Raw genomic sequence first — 16,634 nt, 5'->3', positions numbered from 1 at the left:
CGCCCGGCGTGCATGCTCCGGGGCAGCAGGCGACGGGACGTCGGGGTGCTCCCGGCCCCGGCGGCCGCCCCGCCGCGGGTCCGGCCGGCCCGCCGCAGCCGTGGCAGGGCCCGCAGCCGGGCGGCGCACCTCTGCAGCGGGGGCCCGGACAGGGCTGGAACCACCCCCCGCACGGCGGTGGGATGCAGCCCGCCCAGCGGGTGTACGCCCAGCCGCGGTTCTCGCCCACCGTCACCCAGGAGATGCGGGTCCGGGCGCAGGTGCAGCAGCACTCCGGCGGTCCGGTCAACGCCCCGTGGGCCGCCCAGGCCGCACGCCGGATGCCGCGGACCGATCCCACCGCGGGTGCGAACATCGCGCGGATCGTCGCCGCTGCGATCCTCGGCGTCATCCTCGCTCTCGGATTCCTCGTCATCCTCCTCCTCGGTGCGTTCTCGTTCGAAGGGGCCGGACCGCTGGTCGTGGCGCTGTCGGCGATCCCGCTGATCTTCATCGTCGTCATGGTCATGCTCTTCGACCGGTGGAAGCCGCAGCCCAAGCTCCTGCTCGTCGTGTGCCTGCTGTGGGGCGCGGTCGCCTCGGTCGTCATGACCCTCATCGCGAGCGCCCTCGGCATCTACGCCCTGTCCTTCATCGGCCTCGACGCCTCGGGCGACGTCTTCGGCGCGGTGGTCATGGCGCCGGTCACCGAGGAGATCACCAAGGGCGTCCTCCTCGTCGTCATCGTGCTCGCGGCGCGCAAGTACTTCGAGGGCCCGCTCGACGGCTGGGTCTACGGCAGCCTCATCGGCGCCGGCTTCGCATTCACGGAGAACATCCTCTACCTCGGCGGTGCCTACGTCGAGGCCGCGCAGGCCGGGCTGTGGCAGACCTTCATCATGCGCTGCCTCATGAGTCCGCTCCTCCATTCCGCCTTCGTCGCCTGCGCCGGAATCGCGATCGGCTTCGCGGCCCGGCGCGGCGCCTGGTGGCTCACCGTCATCATGTGGATCCCCGGGCTCATCGCCGGGATGCTGCTCCACGGTCTGTGGAACGGCATGGCGACGGTGATGTCCGCGATGCCGGGCATCGTCGGCCTCGCCGTGCTCATCGGCCTGTCGGCGCTCATCGCGATCGGCTGGTTCGGCACCGGGCTCCTGTTCCGCCACAACGAGGCGACCCATACCCGGCAGTCGCTCGGCGACTACGCGAACGCCGGCTGGCTCACCCACCCAGAGGTCGACATGCTCGGCACGTGGAAGGGCCGGCGGGCCGGCAAGCGCTGGGCCTCCCAGTTCCCCCACGCCAAGGACCACATGCGTTCGCTCATCCGGATCGCCGCCAACCTCGCCGCCACCCGGACCCGGGTGCTCGCCGGGGTCGGAGGGGAGAAGGAGCGCGCGGTCGAGCTCTACCTGCTCGAGCAGTTCACCCTCGAGCGGTCGCGGATGATGAATGCGGTGAACCAGCGGGCGCGCTTCCCCGGCAGGGCGTAGATGGCCCCCGTCGACATCGTCCTCGTCGCCCTCGCGCTGCTCTCCGTCCTCCTCGGCTGGCAGCAGGGCTTCCTCGCCGGCGGCGGAGCCGTCGCCGGGTTCTTCCTGGGGCTCGTGGCCGGCCGGTTCCTCGGGCCGTGGACCGCCGATCTCCTCACCGGGCAGGGATGGCTCGACGAGTCCACGATGCCCGGACTCACGGTGGCGCTCCCGCTCGTGCTCGGCGTGGTCCTCTCCGGGGTGGGCGGCTTCCTCGGCGCCACCCTGCGCGACCGCATCCCCACCCGCTGGGGCCGGGGCATCGACGCGCTCGGCGGCGGCGCCTCCGGACTCGTGGCCTTCACCCTCATCATCTGGCTCGCCGCCGGCTGGGTGACGACGACGCCGCTCCTCACCCTCAACCGCTGGACCGCCGAGTCGTCGATCATCGCCGGGCTCGACAGGTTCGCCCCCATCACCTCGACCGAGGCGCTCGGCAGCATCGGCACCGCGCTCGCCGACACCGGGTTCCCGCAGGTGTTCCAGGGACAGCCCGAGCAGATCCGCGGGGTGGGCGAGCCGAGCGAATCGATGGTGGCGGTCGGCCGCGAGGTCGACGACTCCGTGGTCAAGGTCGTCACCACGGACACCGAGTGCGGGGCGCTGCAGGAGGGGACCGGCTGGGTGTACGAGCCCGGGATGGTCGCGACGAACGCGCACGTGGTCGCCGGCACCCGGTCGACCATCGTCCAGGTGGGCGGCACCGGCCAGCCGTACCCGGCCGAGGTCGTCGCCTTCGATCCCGCCCTCGACGTCGCGGTGCTGCGGGTGCCCGAGCTCGCGGCCCCGGAGCTCGATCTCGGTGGCGAGCTCACTGTCGGCGCAGACTCGGTGGTCGTCGGATTCCCGGAGAACGGGCCCTACACGATCTCCCCGACCCGCGTGCGCGACCGCCTCGATGCCCGAGGCCTCGACATCTACAACGACGGCACCGTGGTCCGCGAGGTGTACTCCGTGCGGGGGATCATCCGGCCGGGCAACTCGGGCGGGCCGATGCTCGACGCGGAGGGCCGGGTCGTGGGCATGGTGTTCGCGCGGTCGGCATCCGACCCGGAGACCGGCTACGCCCTCACGCTCGACGAGATCGACGGAACCCTGCGCGGGGCGCTCGAGCGCACCGACCCGGTGGGCACCGGCGACTGCGCGGTACGGTCGCCGGTCGAATCCGGCTGAGCCGCCGACCGCCGCGGACGGACGGCTCGGTCAGGGGACGTCGATGAAGCCGACGATCGCGCGGTGATCGCTCGTTCCGCGATCGAGGACGAGGTCGCCCACCGGATCGAGACCGCGGACCATGATGTGGTCGAGGCGGACGACGGGGAAGATCGACGGCCAGGTGAAGCCGAAGCCTCCGCCCACCGCTTCGCGGGTGCCGGTGAGCCCGTCGTCGAGCTGCTCGAAGTAGCGGTCGGTGTTGCCCGAGTTGAAGTCCCCGGCGACGATCACGCGCTCGGCGCCGTCGGACTCGATCGCTTCGCTGAGCCGGGCGAGCGCGTTGTTCCGCAGCGATTCCTGTCCCGGCCGCACCGACGGCAGGTGGACGCTGTAGAACCGCACGTCCCCGTGGTCGGTGCTGATCGTCGTCGCGATCGCGCGCGTCCACTGGATGCCGAGGTCGATCTCCGTCGGCTCCGTCATCGGCCACTGCGACCAGATGCCGATCGTGTCCTCCTCGGCCGAGTGCGGGAAGTGCGCGGACAGCTGCTCGGTGATGATGTCCCCGGACAGCGACTCGATCTCCTGCACCGCGACGATGTCGGGTGACCGGTCGATGATGCTCTGTGCGGTCGCGGTGGGCTGCGGCATCCTGGCCCCGACGTTCTGGCTGGCGACGACGATATCCGCGTCCTCGGGGACGTCGGCCGGTCGCAGGTAGCCGCCGAACATCATGAACCAGACGAGGGCGGGCAGGAGCACGCCGATGATGCTGAGCACCGAGAAGCGGAACAGCGCCACGATGAAGAGCAGCACGATGAGGACACCGGTCCACGGCAGGGCGGACTCGATGACGAGGGCGAGACCCCGGGTGGTCGGGACGAGCTCGTGCATCGCGAGGAGAGCGGCGAGCAGGGCTCCGACGACGAAAACGAGGATCCCACTGGAGGGGTTACGAGAAGCGGACATCGCGATCGAGTGTATGTCCGGAAGCTGACGAAAGGCTGGAGGGGACGGGGGTCGGGAGGGTGACCTCGGACACGCTCCCGAGGCCGCCCTGACGCCCGGAGGCCCCCGGGCCTCCGGGGCTCAGCGCGAGGCGGTGGCGCGCCAGACGAGGACGTCGGGGTGCTCGTCGAACCGGTAGCCGCCGCCCCGGATGGTGCGGACCACCGAGGAGAAGCCTCCGAGCCGCTTGCGGAGCCGCCGCACGTGCACGTCGACGGTGCGCTCGTCCGGCGCCTCGTCGGATCCTCCCCACAGGCTGTCGATGAGATCGAGGCGCGACAGCGTCTCGCCGGGATGGGAGACGAGGGTGGCGAGGAGGTCGAACTCCTTCGTCGTGAGCGGGGAGATCTCCCCGTCGACGTGCACCTCGCGGCGCGGGATGTCGATCCGGAGCTGGTGCTCCGGAGTGCCGGTGGGTGCGAGATCCTCGCTCGCAGCGGGCGGATGCATGCGGGCCGGGACGCGCGAGCGCACGGGGCCGTGCCTGCCGGCGGGGGTCCCGGTGGCGGCCGGGGAGCCGATCGCGACCGCTCGCACGGCGTCGAGATCCCTGCCCGGGCCGTCGGGTGCGAGCGCGATGACGGCCTGGGTGTCGGCCTGCGAGGACAGCTCCCGCGCGTACTCCTGGAGCGCCTGGGCGATCGCGGCGAGGTTCGTGCCGTCGGCCGCAGCCTTGGCCTCGTCGAGTCCGATGTAGAGCACGATGCCGCGCGCCGCCCCTCGCAGCGGGCGGCGCGGTGCGCGCCGGTGCCATGCGTGCGATGCCACTCGGGAGGGAGTCCGTTCGCGACCACGTGGCGTGAGGGTGTCAATCGCGAACGCACAGCATGCGCTGTGCCCACCGGTCCTGCGGACATCGGTGCGGGCAGCGCACGGGGCGGTTGCGCGCGAGGCGGAGGGAATCGGACATGTTCGTCATTATTCTTCACGCGGAGAACGAACGGCAAGCATCCGGGTGTCGACACGGTCGAATATGACCGAATGTGACGCCCGGGGCAGAGCTAGCGGGATGGGGGAGCGGGGAAGATTGAGCGGCTGCGGTCCGCTGCGGGTCAGACGACTCCGTACATCCGGTCGCCGGCGTCGCCGAGACCCGGGACGATGTACCCGTTCTCGTTGAGCTTCTCGTCGAGCGCGGCCGTGTAGACGGTGACGTCGGCGCGGCCGGCGTAGGTCTTCTCGATGTGCTCGACCCCTTCCGGCGCACTCACCAGACAGATCGCGGTGACCTCGGAGACGCCGCGGGCCAGCAGGTAGTCGATCGCCATCGCTAGCGTGCCGCCGGTGGCGAGCATCGGGTCGATGATGAAGATCTGCCGCCCGGACAGGTCGGTGGGCAGGCGCTCGGCATAGGCGGTGACCTCGAAGGTCTCGTCGTCGCGGACCATCCCGAGGAAGCCGACCTCGGCGGTCGGCAGCATCCGCAGCAGGCCCTCGAGCATGCCGAGGCCAGCGCGGAGGATCGGCACCACGACGGGGCGCGGGTTCGACAGGCCGGTGCCGGTCATCTGACTCACCGGGGTGCTGATGACCTTCTCCTCGACCCGGATGCTGCGGGTCGCCTCGTAGGCGAGGAGCATGACGAGCTCATCGGTGAGCAGCCGGAAGCGCGCGGAGTCGGTGCGCTCGTCGCGGAGCACGGTGAGCTTATGGGCGATGAGCGGGTGGTCGACCACGTGAAGATGCATGGTCCCGAATCTACCGGACCGCGGCGACCGCGGGGATGCGCCGGTCGCCGAGGACGGTCGCGCGAGCGCGGTGGGCGGCCCAGTGGCCGCCGCACGGGTGCGGTGGGGGCCTGCGCGCGGGTACGGCAGGTAGCCGGTGTGCGGGCGGGGCCGACCGGATGTCGGAGGGGACAGAATAGGGGCATGGCTTACTTCACTGCAGTCCTGTCGCACTCCTCCGGTGGCTACCGCGCCGTCGACTACGACATCCGCGATGCGGCGAATCTCGACGACCTCCTCGAGACCATGCGCTCCGGGGGTGAGGACGAGGGTGAGGCCGTCGCCGTCATCGAGCACGAGGACGAGTGGTTCGCGCTCGTGCGCCTCTCCGCCGCGGACGAGGTCAAGGTCTTCCTGTCGGACGTGCACGCAGTGGCGGAGAGTCCCTTCGCGGAGCTGTTCGTCGACTACCTCGACGCCCGGCAGGACGAGTACGAGTCCGACGAGGACATCGAGGAGGAGTCGGCCGCGCCCGTCGCGGACGAGGATGCCGAGGTCGACGACGAGGAGGACGACGAGGTCGTCCCCATGCTCGATCTCGAGGACGACGCCGAATGGGGCGGGGACGCCGACGTGTTCGCGGACCTCGGGGTTCCCGCCGAGGAGCTCCTCGAACAGGCGCAGACCCACGCATCCGATCCGGCGCGCGTCGTCGCGCACGTCGGCGAGGCCGTCGGCTTCGCGGATCAGCTCGAGGCCGCCCGCTGATCGAGCGGCCGGAGCACGAGGCCTGGATGCGGATCGCGCTCACCCAGGCCTCGCTCGCGAGCGACGGCGACGATGTGCCCGTGGGCGCGGTCGTCGTGTCCGCCCAGGGCCGCGTGCTCGGGGCGGGCTTCAACCGCCGTGAGGTCGACCACGATCCCACCGCCCATGCGGAGATCGTCGCGCTCCGTGCGGCCGGCCGGTCGGCGCAGGCGTGGCGGCTGACCGGGGCGACCCTCGTCGTCACCCTCGAGCCCTGCGCGATGTGCGCCGGAGCCGCGGTCGCCGCACGGGTCGGGCGGATCGTGTTCGGCGCGTACGACGACAAGGCCGGCGCCTGCGGGTCCGTGTGGGACCTGCCGCGGGACCGGGGCTCGCTGCACCGCCCCGAGGTCTACGCCGGGGTGCTCGCCGAGGTGTGCGCGGAGCGGCTGCGCGGCTTCTTCGACGCCCGCCGCTGAGGGAGGCATCACGGCACGTCTGCGGTGCGGGTGTCCGACTGCGGCGTCGCGTGCGCTCCGGGCCCGATTTGGGTCGCACGGGCGGATCCGGGTAGAGTATCCGACGGTAGCGTGTCCGAGCGGCCGAAGGTGCAACACTCGAAATGTTGTGTACGGTAACCCCGTACCGTGGGTTCAAATCCCACCGCTACCGCGTTGTCCGTCAGGTTCGATTCGTCGCCTGATGAGATGGAAGCCCCGGGTCATCCGACCCGGGGCTTCGTCGTTCTCCGGAATCGCGTATCGGTGAGTTCCGCACCCCGGGCTGCGCCTGCCGAACCGCGCACCCGTGGCTGGCGACCGGTCTTCGCACCGTTCGTGCGATCCTGCCGCCGCTCCCGTTCGGGTTTCGTGCCCGAACCCCGTGTCCGTGCCTCGCTCAAGGATGATCCTCACACGCACCGCACTCGTGAGGAGGCAATGATGTCCACCCGTACTGCGCACCCCCGCCCGGTTCCCGACCGTGCCGCATCCCTCCGCCAGCTCGTCGACGACACCGTCCGGCGGCTGCGGGCCTGCACGTGGAACCAGTACGTGCTCATCGAGTACGGCGAGTCCGAGGTCCTCGGCCTCCAACGACCGGACCGGGCATCCGACGGGACCTTCGCGTCCGTCCGGCGGGGTCGGCTCGCGCGGGACCTGCGGCGCTCCGTCGGCGTCGAGCAGCCGTGGGCGCAGCCGAGCTTCGGCGAGCGGAGCATCCTGTCGACGAACCCGGAGGTGCACCGGCTGTGGTCGCTTCCGGAGGACTGCGCGTGGCCCTACGCCCAGATCGCGGCGAACCCGCGCGGGTACTGGATGGAGATCGTCAGCGAGGAGTACCTCCCCGGGGATGTGTGGGAGTCGCACGCGGAGCCGCTCCTCGAGCGCGGCTGGACCCCGCCCATGCGGGCCTCGGAGATCGCGACGAGCTCACCCAACTGGCACCGGGCCGCGGTCGCGGACGCCCGGTACGCGGTCGAGGAATCGATTCGGGGACTGCTGCTGTCGCGGGGTCTGAGCGACCCCGGTCTGCTCCGGGTGGGGACGTTCGTCCTCGAAGCGGATCCGCAGGGCGGTGAGCCGGTCGACGTGGAGGATGCGGCGGTCATCCCGCTCCGGACGGAGCGACGGGTCCGCTCCCGGGTGGCCTGATACGTTCCGGACCCCGGGTGGTCGCATGCGCGCAGGCGCCCGTGCCGGATGCCGCCTTGTGTCGGATGCCGCCTTGTGTCGGATGCCGCCCGGCCCGGTGCTCTCAGGCGCGGGCGGACTCGATCGAGCGCACGAGCCGTGCCACGCCCTCGGCCATCCGGTCGGTGGGGGTGCGGGAGAAGGACATGCGGAGGTTCGAGCTCCGCTTCCGGTCCGCGAAGAACGGTGCTCCGGGGACGAACGCGACGCCGGAGTCCACTGCCGCCTCGGCGAGCTGCCGGGTGTCGATCCCCGGGACATCGAGCCAGGTGAAGAATCCACCCTCCGGCACGGTCCAGGTCGCGAGTCCTTCGAGCTGCGCGTCGAACTCCGCCATGAGAGCGCGGGCGCGGGTCGCATAGGCCTCGCGCAGGCCGGGCAGAGCCGCGACGTAGTGGCCCTCGCGCAACAGGGATTCGAGGATGCACTGGCCCAGCGCCCCGGCGCACTGGTCGGTGTTCGTCTTCGCCTGGGCCATCGCGTCGATGACCGTCGCCGGTCCGCAGGCCCAGCCCATCCGGGTGCCCGGGGTGAAGGTCTTGGAGAACGTCCCGATCTGCACGGTGATGTCGGGGCCGATCTCGTAGATCGACCGATAGTAGGAGCCGTCGTAGGCGAGGTCGCGGTAGGCGATGTCCTCGAGGATGAGCAGGCCGTGACGACGGCAGATCTCGACGAGGCGCTCCCGTCGCTCCTCCGACAGGCGCAGTCCGGACGGGTTCTGGAAATCCGGGATGACGTAGACGAACTTCGGCCGCGATGCGCCCAGTTGCGCGTCCTCGAGGACGTCGAGCACCGAGTCCGGCACGAGTCCGTGCTCGTCGTTGCGCATCGAGAGGCAGCGGCCCTCGTGCGCCTGGAACACGCTGAAGGCTCCCAGATAGGACGGCGCCTCGACGAGCACGGCGTCGCCGACGTCGAGCATCGCCTTGGACACGAGGGTCATCGCATCGACGCCGCCGGAGGTGACGATGAGCTCGTCCTCGGCCGGGGTCACCGACTGCGTGCGCGCGATGTCCTGGCGCAGCATCTCCTTGAGGCCGGGCAGTCCGGTGTTCGAGGCGTACTGGAGCGCGATCCCGGGCTCGGTCTCGATGACCTTCGCCGCGGTCTCGGCGAGCAGCCGGGTGTCGAACAGCGCGGGGTCGGGGAACCCGCCGGAGAAGTCGACGAGGTCGCCGCCGGCGGCCGCGAGCGCGAGCACCGCGGAGAGTTCGCTCGGGCCGGCCTGGGCGCGCTCGGCGAGGCGCGGGAACCACACATCGGAAGAAGCAGACATGGGGTCATCGTAGACCGCTGGGCCGCGGTACGGGATGCTCGTCCGCGATCTTGTCGGCTGCCGGATCTCAGCGCTGCAGGTAGCCGTTGAGGAACCGGGTGATCCGGGCGAAGGCCGACTTCCGCACCGGGCTGTCGGAGAGCACGACGTCGTGCATCGCGCCGGGGATCCGCTCGATGACGACCGTGGTGCCGAGCGACGGGGCGCGACGGGCGAGGACGTCGACGTCGAGCACGATGTCCGCGGCGCTCATCGCCGAGCTGTAGTCCTTCTCGCGCACCGAGGTCGTCGACATCTGGACGAGGATCGGGATGGTGATCGACAGGCCCTTCTCCACCGCCTCGTGCCCGGCGAAGACCGCGCTGATCCATGCGGGGTAGATCGGGAAGCTGCTCGGCGGCTTGAGATCGAGCTCGTAGGGGAGGTTGCCGCGCGACAGGAGGACCGACCGGGCATAGTGGTCGGGGAACCGGACCCTGATCGGCACCGACTCCGAACGGCGGGAGCGCCACTTGAGCCACGGGGTGATGAGACGGCGGGTGGCGGCGTCGAACTGGAACTCGAGCCACGGCGAGGTGAGGACGAGCGCCGCCGCACGCCCGGGATTGCGGTGCACCCACAGCGCGAGGGTGAGGCCGCCCGTCGAATGGCCGGCGAGGATGGGCCGGGTGCGCGGATGCTCGGCGGCGATGATCGCGAGCGCGGCCTCGATCTCCGCGTCGTAGTCGGCGAGATCCTCGATGTAGCCCGGACGCGCCTCCGGGTCGTCGAGGTCGAGGCTGCGACCGTGCCCGCGGAGGTCGACCGCGTAGAACGCGGCCCCCTGCTGCGCCCAGTACTCGGCGAGCGGCCGCTGGAAGAAGTAGTCCGACCAGCCGTGGACGTAGAGCACGGTGCGGCCGGCCGCCGGCCCGTCCTCCGCGCGCTGCCCGCGGTGGGCCACGAGCGTGGCGTGCGCCCCGCCGTCGAGGGGCAGGTCGGTGAACTCGTACCCCTCGCCCAGCCGGTCGGGCCGCCAGTCCGGTTCCTGCGGCGGCGCGTCAGTGCTCGACGGCGGCGTGTCCGTTACCGGGGTCTCGCCGCCCGGTGGCTCGATACCCGTCGGCTCATCGATGGTCGGCGCCGCATCGTCGAGCGGCATGTCCGCACCCGTCGGCTCCGCGTGGTCGGCCGGGGCGTCGGTGCCTTTCGGTCTCACCTCGGCCCCTGTCGGCACCGCGTCGTCGGCCGGGGTCTGCGGGGCGTTCGGATCCATCGGACCAGTATCCCAGAGAGTGTCTATGATCGAGCCATGACCGAGAAGTTCGCCGTCCGCGCCGCGCTGTCCACCACTCCTGCCTACGTCCCCGGCAAGCCGCCGCAGCCGGTCGACGGCATCGAGTCGTACAAGCTGTCCTCGAACGAGAACCACCTCCCTCCGCTCCCGGGCGTCCCCGCAGCGATCGCGGAGGCCGCGCAGAACCCGGCCCACTACGCCGACCCCGCCGTCACCGCGCTCACCGCCAAGCTCTCCGCCCACCTCGACGTGCCCGCCGAACGGCTCCTGTTCTCCGCCGGGGCCTCGGAGATGCTCAGCGCGCTCGCGAACATCACCCTCGAGGCCGGTGTCGAGGTCGTCTACCCCTGGCCGTCCTTCGAGATGTATCCGCAGATCGCCTCGCTGCGCGGTGCGACGCACCGGCGGATCGGGCTCACCGCGGACTTCCGGCACGACCTCGCCGTGATGGCCGACGCGATCACGGAGGACACCCGCCTCGTCCTCCTGTGCTCGCCGAACAACCCGACCGGGGCTGCGATCCGGACCCCGGAGTTCGAGGAGTTCATGGCCCGGGTGCCGCGGAACATCATCGTCGTCCTCGACGAGGCCTACCGGGAGTTCTGCACCGACGCCGAGGCGGTCGACGGGCTCGCTGCGCTCGCCGACCACCCCAACCTCGTGCTCGTCCGGACGTTCTCCAAGGCCCACGGGCTGGCCGGGCTGCGGGTCGGCTACGCGATCGCCGATCCGGAGATCATCCTCGAGCTCCGCAAGGCCGTGCTCCCGTTCAGCGTCACCGCACCGGCCCAGGCCGCGGCCCGGGAATCGCTCGCGCGCGTGAGCGAGGTCGAGGTGCGCGCCAAACAGATCGCCCTGACCCGCGACGAGCTCATCGCCGGTCTCCGGGCCCAGGGCTGGGACGTCCCCGACTCGCACGGCAACTACGTCTGGCTGCCGCTCCACGCGCGCTCGGGCGATTTCGAGCAGGCGTGCCTGGCCGCGGGCATCGCGGTGCGCAACCTCCAGGACGGGGTGCGCATCAGCATCGGCCCGGATGCCTCGATGGATCGGGTCCTCGACATCGCCGCCGAGTTCCGCTCCCGGTTCCACTGACAGGCCGGTTCCGCTGACGGTTCGGAGCCCCGCGGACGGTCCTGCGGAGGCGCGCGCGGCGGGTCTACACTGACCGGGTGACGAATCCCGAACTCTGCGATCCCGCCGTCTCCGTCGATCTCGCCCCGCTCACCGCCGAGCTCAGCGCCGGAGCCCTCATCACCGAACCCGACGTCGTCGCCGCCCACTCGAAGGACTGGGCGCTGTTCTGCGAGGTCGGCACCGCCCGCGCGCTCGTGCGCGCCGCCTGCGTCGAGGACGTGCAGGCGACGCTCCGGTTCGCCTCCGAGCACCGGATCCCGGTCGTGCCCCAGGGCACCCGCACCGGCCTGTCCGGTGCGGCGAACGCGATCGACGGCGCGATCCTCCTCAGCGTCGCCAAGATGGACCGGGTGCTCGCCGTCGACACCGTCGAGATGACGTGCTCCGTCGAACCGGGCATCATCAACCAGGACCTCAAGCGGCACCTTGCCGACTTCGACCTCGCCTATCCGCCGGATCCCGGCTCGGTGGCGATCTCGAGCATCGGCGGCAACGTCGCGACGAACGCCGGCGGCCTGTGCTGCGTCAAGTACGGCGTCACCCGCGACTACGTCCGCAGCCTCACCGTGGTGCTCGCCGACGGCCGGATCACCACGGTCGGCCGCCCGACCGCCAAGGGCGTGGCCGGGTTCGAGCTCGCCGGGCTCTTCATCGGCTCCGAAGGCAGCCTCGGCGTCATCGTCGAGGTCACCCTCGAGCTCATCCCGGCGATCCCCGAACCGCTCACCGCCGTGGGGCTGTTCCCCGATGTCGTGAGCGCTTCCGGGGCGGTCTGCGACTTCATGGCCACCGGCGCCCGGCCCCCGCTGCTCGAGTTCCTCGACGGCCGCACCCTCGAGGTCCTCAACGCCTACGGCGACTTCGGGCTGCCCGCCGACGCCGGTGCGATGCTCCTCGTCCAGTCGAACGGCGACGGCAGCCACGACGCCGCCGTCCGCGAGCTCGAGCGCTTCTCCGCGGTCGCGCAGGAGTGCGGCGCCACCGACGTGATGTTCTCCGACGATCCGGCGGACTCCGAGCTCCTCGTCGCCGCCCGCCGCGCCGTCGCCCCCGCGATGGAGAAGTACGCGAGCACCCACGGCGGAGGCGAGCTCGTCGACGACGTGTGCGTGCCGCGCGGTCGGCTCCGCGAGTTCTTCACCCGGCTCGTCGAGATCGAGGCGGCGCACCCGGAGATCACGATCTCGACCTGCGGCCACGCCGGGGACGGCAACATGCATCCCGGGGTGTTCTTCGACGCCGCCGACCCGGCCGCCGTCGAGATCGCGCAGCACGTGTTCGGCGAGATCATGGCCGCCGGCCTCGATCTCGGCGGGACGATCACCGGCGAGCACGGGGTCGGCTATCTCAAGCGCGAGTGGCTCGCCCGCGAGCTCGACCCGGTGTCCAAGGAGATCCACCTGGGCATCAAGCGCGCCCTCGACCCGCTCGGCATCCTCAACCCCGGCAAGATGCTCGCATCGCTCTGAGCCGGCTGCAGCAGGAGGGGCGGCCCGGCGACGCATCCGGTCTCGGCTGCCGTCCCGGTGCATCCCCGTGCGGTCTGCCGGTTCCCGGGTGCAGTTCAGTGCGGTCTGCCGGTTCCCGGTGCAGCACAGTGCGGCCTGCCGGTTCCCGGTGCAGCACAGTGCGGCCTGCTGGATTCCGGGGGCAGCACAGTGCGGTTCCGTACGTGAAACCGCACTCAGCTGACCTCGGAACCCTCGAATCGCGCCGGAGCGGCCGGGGGTGACCGGGGTTCCGGTTCCGGCTGCTCCCGGGGGCCGCCGAGCGCGGCCACTAGGGTGTGTTGTGAAAGGGTGCCCCGCCATCGGCGGGGCACCCTTTCACAACACACTAGGCCTCTATGATCAGAGAGGCTCTACGATCATAGAGACAGCAGGCGCGACGAAGGAGGACGCGGTGGAGGTTGCAGTCGTGGGTGGGGGACCGTCCGGCAAGGCCATCGAGCGGGCGCTCCTCGAGCGTGGTGCGACGGTCAGGCTCCTGTCGCGCTCCAACGGGTTCGACGTGCTACAGGCTGATTCCATCGAGCGCTTAGGGCAGCCCGATGTGATCGTGGAGGCGACGGGGCGCTTCACCATGAGCAGGAGCGCTGCGACTGACTTCTTCACGCGGTCGACCCACGCCGTCGCCGCCGCTGCGCGCGCTTTGGATGCCCGCCATCTGCTGCTGTCGATCGTGAACTGCGAGCTGCCGGACGTTCAGGGGTATGGGTACTTCGCCGGCAAGACGGCGCAGGAGCGGGTAGCGCGTGCGGAGAGCCCGAACCTGACCATCGTGCGCTCAACGCAGTGGTTCGAGTTCGCAGGCCAGAACCGCGAGAGGATGAAGCTCGGACCGATCTCCCTCGTGCCGCAGATGACGATCAAGCCCGTCGCGCTGGACGCGGTGGCTGGGGTGATCGCAGACCTGGCGACCGGCACCCGCGCCAGCACGCTCACAGAGATCGCAGGGCCGGAGGTCACCACCTTGTGGGACATGACGAAGCAGCTCCCCCAGGCCCGGGCCACTCCCCTCCCTATGCCCATCCCTGGCCGCATGGGTCGAGCATTCCGTGATGGTGCCCTGGTGCCTGGAGCGGAGGCCGAGGTACTCGGTCCGACTTTCTCCCAATGGCTTCACGGCCAGGCGAGCTGATTGCAGCGACGATCGCCGCGGCGTCTGCCCCGTTGCTAGCTGTTGCCGACGCGCTACTGCGGGTACGGCGCGCGGACGAGACTGCCGCGTTCCTTCCGGGAGCGACCGTTTACGGCACGGCGGCGCGGGGAGACTGCTGCGCGAGTTGGCACACCTCAACCTGACACTTCTGCTGCATTGAGCACCACCCTGCGTGACAGTTACGGCACCGTAGGCGTCCCTGTGCCACAGGGTCCGAATTGTGACTTCTGCGTTTAAATGGCGGGGTTCTTCCGACGTTCCGTGGCGGGCCGGGGTCAGGTGACGCCGATGACCAGGGTGCTTTGGGCGGCTTCGATGACGTCGTTGGTGATGGTGTCGAGTTCGTTGATCTTCAGCACGCGCTGGATCTGGGGGATGAGGCGTTCGAGCAGCCGGAAGTTGCCGCGGGTGACCCGCGCGATGGCGGCGATGGCTTGGGCGTCGGTGAAGTCTTCGGGGTCGAGGGTCTTGCCGAGGGAGCGCCAGTGTCGTTGCAGGACGAACAACAGTTCGTCCTGACCCAGGGGTCGGTATTGATGGGCGAACCCGACCCGGCTGTAGAACTGGGGGTAGTGGCTGAACTGCTTCTCCAGTCCGGGCATGCCGATCAGGATCAGTGCGATGTCGTCTCGGTCGTAGCGGTCGCGCAGCAGTTCCAGGGCGGCGGGGCGGAGCCGTTCGGCCTCGTCGACGATGATCAGCTCGACGTAGTTCCTGCTGCGGCGCCATCCCCAGGTCTCGGGCGTGACGTCGCCGTGCGGCGCGAGGTGCTGTTCGATGCAGATGTTGGTGCGGGTGATGGCCTGATTGAGCTCATCCTTCAGGGTCCGCGGGGTGGTCAGCACGCTGGGGGTGTAGAGCACGGTGCGGCTCCGGTTCAGGGCGGCGTAGATCTTGGCGTCATCGTCGGAGCGCGGCCCCCAGTAGGTCAGCAGATCGTGGGCCTTGTCCCAGTGCGCGTAGCGGCGCGCCGAGAGCGTCTTGCCCACTCCGGCCGGCCCGAAGCACAGGCCGATGGTGTGGCCGCGGCGCACGGCGTCGGCGAACTCGGTGAAGCGGCGGTGTTCTTTGGTGACGATGAAGCGCTGGCTCACCTCAGGTCCTCCTTGTAGACCTTCAACTTCCGTTTCGGCGTCTGCGCCGCCGCTGGTTCCTCCGCGGGAGGTGGTGTCTCGGTGGTGTGTGCGGCCACGACAGCGATGCGTTCGTTGATGCCGGCCCGTAGTGCCCGGCGTCTCGCGTTGCGAGCGGCCTGGATCTCTTTGAGGCTGACCTTCTGGTCGTGGTGCTCCTGGTTGACGGCCTTGCAGAGGAACTCGTCGTGGTCGAAGACGCGGATCTCGGTGATGTCGCGAGGGTCGTAACGGATCACGACCGACTGTCCGACGTAGCCGGCCAGGGTCGGGGAGACGTAGCGCAGGCCCTGGAATCGGATGCCATCGCGGCGCACGACGCGGGTCTTGGCCACGGTCAGCAACAGTCCGTCGAGAGCTTCCAGGCTCTCGGGCATGCGGGGCAGCCAGCCCTCGGCGATCCACGCGCTGCGCGGGGAGGTGCCGATCTCGCTGTGCGTGCGGTCGTTGTAGGTGGCCACGAACCTTTCGACGGCGGTATCGAGCTCGGCCAGGGACAGTGTCGGTGTTGGCCAGGGCTGGCCTTCGCCGATGTATCCGGGCAGGTCGGCCAGCAACTCGGTGTTGACGGTGCCGAAGAACCGCTCGATCTTGCCCCGGCCCTGGGGGCGGGCGACGGTGGAATGGATCAGCCGGATGTGGAGGTCGACGGCGGTGCCGGCGAGCTGGTGGCTGATGAAGTCACTGCCGTGATCGACGTAGAGCACGTCCGGTAGGCCGCACATCGGCCAGGCCGGGTCGGCCTTGTGCCAGATCGCCTGCCGCAGCGCCAGCGCGGTGTTCATCGCCGACGGTGCGCCCAGGACGACGGTATAGCCGCAGATCGCTCGGGAGCAGTCATCGAGGATGGTCGTCAACCACGGCCGGGCAGGCTTGCCATCGGTGCCGACTACCAGGATGTCGAGCAACGTGTGATCGGACTGCCACATCGCGTTGGGCCACTCCGCCTGCCGGCGCAGCACCAGCTCGTGCTTGTCGCGATAGGACGCCGCGCCTTCCAGGGCGAGGGTGACCATGCCCAGGTCCAGGGCGCGCACGATCTCCCACACCACCGAATAGGACGGGACCGGCCACCCGTGGATGCCGCAGATGCCGGTGACCTTGCGATGGATCGTGGCGATAGCCGGCCGCGGCTTGCTCAGCGCCAGACCCTCGATCACGTGGACGAGATCGGTCGGCAAGCGGTGGGTGCCGGCGTCCATTCGCGAGGCCGTCTCCAGGCCCGCGTAGCCGTCGGTCCGGTAGCGGGCGTGCCAGCGCTCCAGGGTCCGCAGCCCGACGCCGGACTCGCGGGCCAGACGCGCGAGCGGAACCTCGTCCTCCACATGGAGCCGGAGAATGCGCCACCGCGCCGCAGCGTCCATCG

General features: G+C 70.4%; 15 protein-coding genes and 1 tRNA gene. 9 read left to right on the top strand and 7 right to left on the bottom strand.

What is annotated here, in order from left to right:
- The first annotated feature begins 182 nt into the window (after positions 1-182).
- On the top strand, positions 183-1,475 hold the full coding sequence (locus C1A17_RS08115; protein WP_101652537.1) for a PrsW family intramembrane metalloprotease: 1,293 nt from the start codon (positions 183-185) through the stop codon (positions 1,473-1,475).
- Complete coding sequence (locus tag C1A17_RS08110; RefSeq protein ID WP_101652536.1) at positions 1,476-2,687, top strand: MarP family serine protease; 1,212 nt, start codon at positions 1,476-1,478, stop codon at positions 2,685-2,687.
- Positions 2,688-2,717: 30 nt separating this feature from the next.
- Here the strand turns inward: C1A17_RS08110 and C1A17_RS08105 are convergent, their stop codons facing one another.
- The 3 genes from C1A17_RS08105 to upp form a co-directional block, all read right to left on the bottom strand.
- A complete protein-coding gene (locus tag C1A17_RS08105; RefSeq protein ID WP_101652535.1) occupies positions 2,718-3,638 on the bottom strand; it encodes an endonuclease/exonuclease/phosphatase family protein in 921 nt (306 codons plus the stop codon).
- Between the two features lie 120 nt (positions 3,639-3,758).
- Positions 3,759-4,445, bottom strand: a complete 687-nt coding sequence (locus C1A17_RS08100) for a winged helix-turn-helix domain-containing protein (RefSeq protein ID WP_245873585.1) — start codon at positions 4,443-4,445, stop codon at positions 3,759-3,761.
- Between the two features lie 284 nt (positions 4,446-4,729).
- Positions 4,730-5,365, bottom strand: a complete 636-nt coding sequence (gene upp / locus C1A17_RS08095; RefSeq protein WP_101652533.1) for a uracil phosphoribosyltransferase — start codon at positions 5,363-5,365, stop codon at positions 4,730-4,732.
- Between the two features lie 183 nt (positions 5,366-5,548).
- Between upp and C1A17_RS08090 the strand changes: the two genes are divergently transcribed.
- The 4 genes from C1A17_RS08090 (at position 5,549) to C1A17_RS08075 (ending at position 7,743) form a co-directional block, all read left to right on the top strand.
- Positions 5,549-6,112 (top strand): tRNA adenosine deaminase-associated protein, encoded by a 564-nt coding sequence (locus C1A17_RS08090; protein WP_101652532.1) that lies wholly within the window; start codon positions 5,549-5,551, stop codon positions 6,110-6,112.
- The gene (tadA, locus tag C1A17_RS08085) at positions 6,112-6,570 is read left to right on the top strand and encodes a tRNA adenosine(34) deaminase TadA (protein WP_281258722.1); all 459 of its coding nucleotides are present in this window, start codon (positions 6,112-6,114) and stop codon (positions 6,568-6,570) included. The genes C1A17_RS08090 and tadA overlap by 1 nt, the downstream gene beginning before the upstream one ends.
- Before the next feature lie 105 nt (positions 6,571-6,675).
- Positions 6,676-6,763, top strand: a tRNA-Ser gene (locus C1A17_RS08080).
- A 269-nt stretch (positions 6,764-7,032) separates the two neighbouring features.
- Entirely contained in the window at positions 7,033-7,743 is a 711-nt protein-coding gene (locus C1A17_RS08075; protein WP_146000605.1) for a TY-Chap domain-containing protein, read from the top strand.
- A gap of 103 nt (positions 7,744-7,846) precedes the next feature.
- Here C1A17_RS08075 and C1A17_RS08070 read toward each other — a convergent pair whose 3' ends face one another.
- Positions 7,847-9,061 (bottom strand): aminotransferase-like domain-containing protein, encoded by a 1,215-nt coding sequence (locus C1A17_RS08070; protein WP_146000604.1) that lies wholly within the window; start codon positions 9,059-9,061, stop codon positions 7,847-7,849.
- A 67-nt stretch (positions 9,062-9,128) separates the two neighbouring features.
- Complete coding sequence (locus C1A17_RS08065; protein WP_245873583.1) at positions 9,129-10,316, bottom strand: alpha/beta fold hydrolase; 1,188 nt, start codon at positions 10,314-10,316, stop codon at positions 9,129-9,131.
- Positions 10,317-10,352: 36 nt separating this feature from the next.
- Here C1A17_RS08065 and C1A17_RS08060 point away from each other — a divergent pair, with 36 nt between their 5' ends.
- From C1A17_RS08060 to C1A17_RS08050, 3 genes are all read left to right on the top strand, one after another.
- Positions 10,353-11,432: a histidinol-phosphate transaminase gene (locus tag C1A17_RS08060; RefSeq protein ID WP_101652524.1), complete on the top strand. Its 1,080-nt coding sequence runs from the start codon at positions 10,353-10,355 to the stop codon at positions 11,430-11,432.
- Between the two features lie 77 nt (positions 11,433-11,509).
- The gene (locus C1A17_RS08055) at positions 11,510-12,943 is read left to right on the top strand and encodes an FAD-binding oxidoreductase (protein ID WP_101652522.1); all 1,434 of its coding nucleotides are present in this window, start codon (positions 11,510-11,512) and stop codon (positions 12,941-12,943) included.
- A gap of 433 nt (positions 12,944-13,376) precedes the next feature.
- The gene (locus tag C1A17_RS08050) at positions 13,377-14,114 is read left to right on the top strand and encodes an SDR family oxidoreductase (RefSeq protein WP_101652521.1); all 738 of its coding nucleotides are present in this window, start codon (positions 13,377-13,379) and stop codon (positions 14,112-14,114) included.
- A 296-nt stretch (positions 14,115-14,410) separates the two neighbouring features.
- Here C1A17_RS08050 and C1A17_RS08045 read toward each other — a convergent pair whose 3' ends face one another.
- Together C1A17_RS08045 and C1A17_RS08040 are read right to left on the bottom strand one after the other, a co-directional pair.
- Positions 14,411-15,229 (bottom strand): AAA family ATPase, encoded by an 819-nt coding sequence (locus C1A17_RS08045; RefSeq protein ID WP_101652518.1) that lies wholly within the window; start codon positions 15,227-15,229, stop codon positions 14,411-14,413.
- Complete coding sequence (locus C1A17_RS08040; RefSeq protein ID WP_101652516.1) at positions 15,226-16,632, bottom strand: Mu transposase C-terminal domain-containing protein; 1,407 nt, start codon at positions 16,630-16,632, stop codon at positions 15,226-15,228. The genes C1A17_RS08045 and C1A17_RS08040 overlap by 4 nt, the downstream gene beginning before the upstream one ends.
- Positions 16,633-16,634 lie beyond the last annotated feature (2 nt).

Origin of the sequence: Brevibacterium ihuae (assembly GCF_900184225.1) — a bacterium.
Classification (GTDB): domain Bacteria; phylum Actinomycetota; class Actinomycetes; order Actinomycetales; family Brevibacteriaceae; genus Brevibacterium; species Brevibacterium ihuae.
This window is presented reverse-complemented; position numbering and strand designations above follow the sequence as displayed.

What these genes read in the sequence shown, in the direction of transcription:
- C1A17_RS08065 (WP_245873583.1), bottom strand. Translation starts at nt 10,316, where the DNA reads ATGGATCCGAACGCCCCGCAGACCCCGGCCGACGACGCGGTGCCGACA.
- C1A17_RS08060 (WP_101652524.1), top strand. Translation starts at nt 10,353, where the DNA reads ATGACCGAGAAGTTCGCCGTCCGCGCCGCGCTGTCCACCACTCCTGCC.
- C1A17_RS08115 (WP_101652537.1), top strand. Translation starts at nt 183, where the DNA reads ATGCAGCCCGCCCAGCGGGTGTACGCCCAGCCGCGGTTCTCGCCCACC.
- upp (WP_101652533.1), bottom strand. Translation starts at nt 5,365, where the DNA reads ATGCATCTTCACGTGGTCGACCACCCGCTCATCGCCCATAAGCTCACC.
- C1A17_RS08075 (WP_146000605.1), top strand. Translation starts at nt 7,033, where the DNA reads ATGTCCACCCGTACTGCGCACCCCCGCCCGGTTCCCGACCGTGCCGCA.
- C1A17_RS08070 (WP_146000604.1), bottom strand. Translation starts at nt 9,061, where the DNA reads ATGTCTGCTTCTTCCGATGTGTGGTTCCCGCGCCTCGCCGAGCGCGCC.
- C1A17_RS08040 (WP_101652516.1), bottom strand. Translation starts at nt 16,632, where the DNA reads ATGGACGCTGCGGCGCGGTGGCGCATTCTCCGGCTCCATGTGGAGGAC.
- C1A17_RS08105 (WP_101652535.1), bottom strand. Translation starts at nt 3,638, where the DNA reads ATGTCCGCTTCTCGTAACCCCTCCAGTGGGATCCTCGTTTTCGTCGTC.
- C1A17_RS08110 (WP_101652536.1), top strand. Translation starts at nt 1,476, where the DNA reads ATGGCCCCCGTCGACATCGTCCTCGTCGCCCTCGCGCTGCTCTCCGTC.
- C1A17_RS08090 (WP_101652532.1), top strand. Translation starts at nt 5,549, where the DNA reads ATGGCTTACTTCACTGCAGTCCTGTCGCACTCCTCCGGTGGCTACCGC.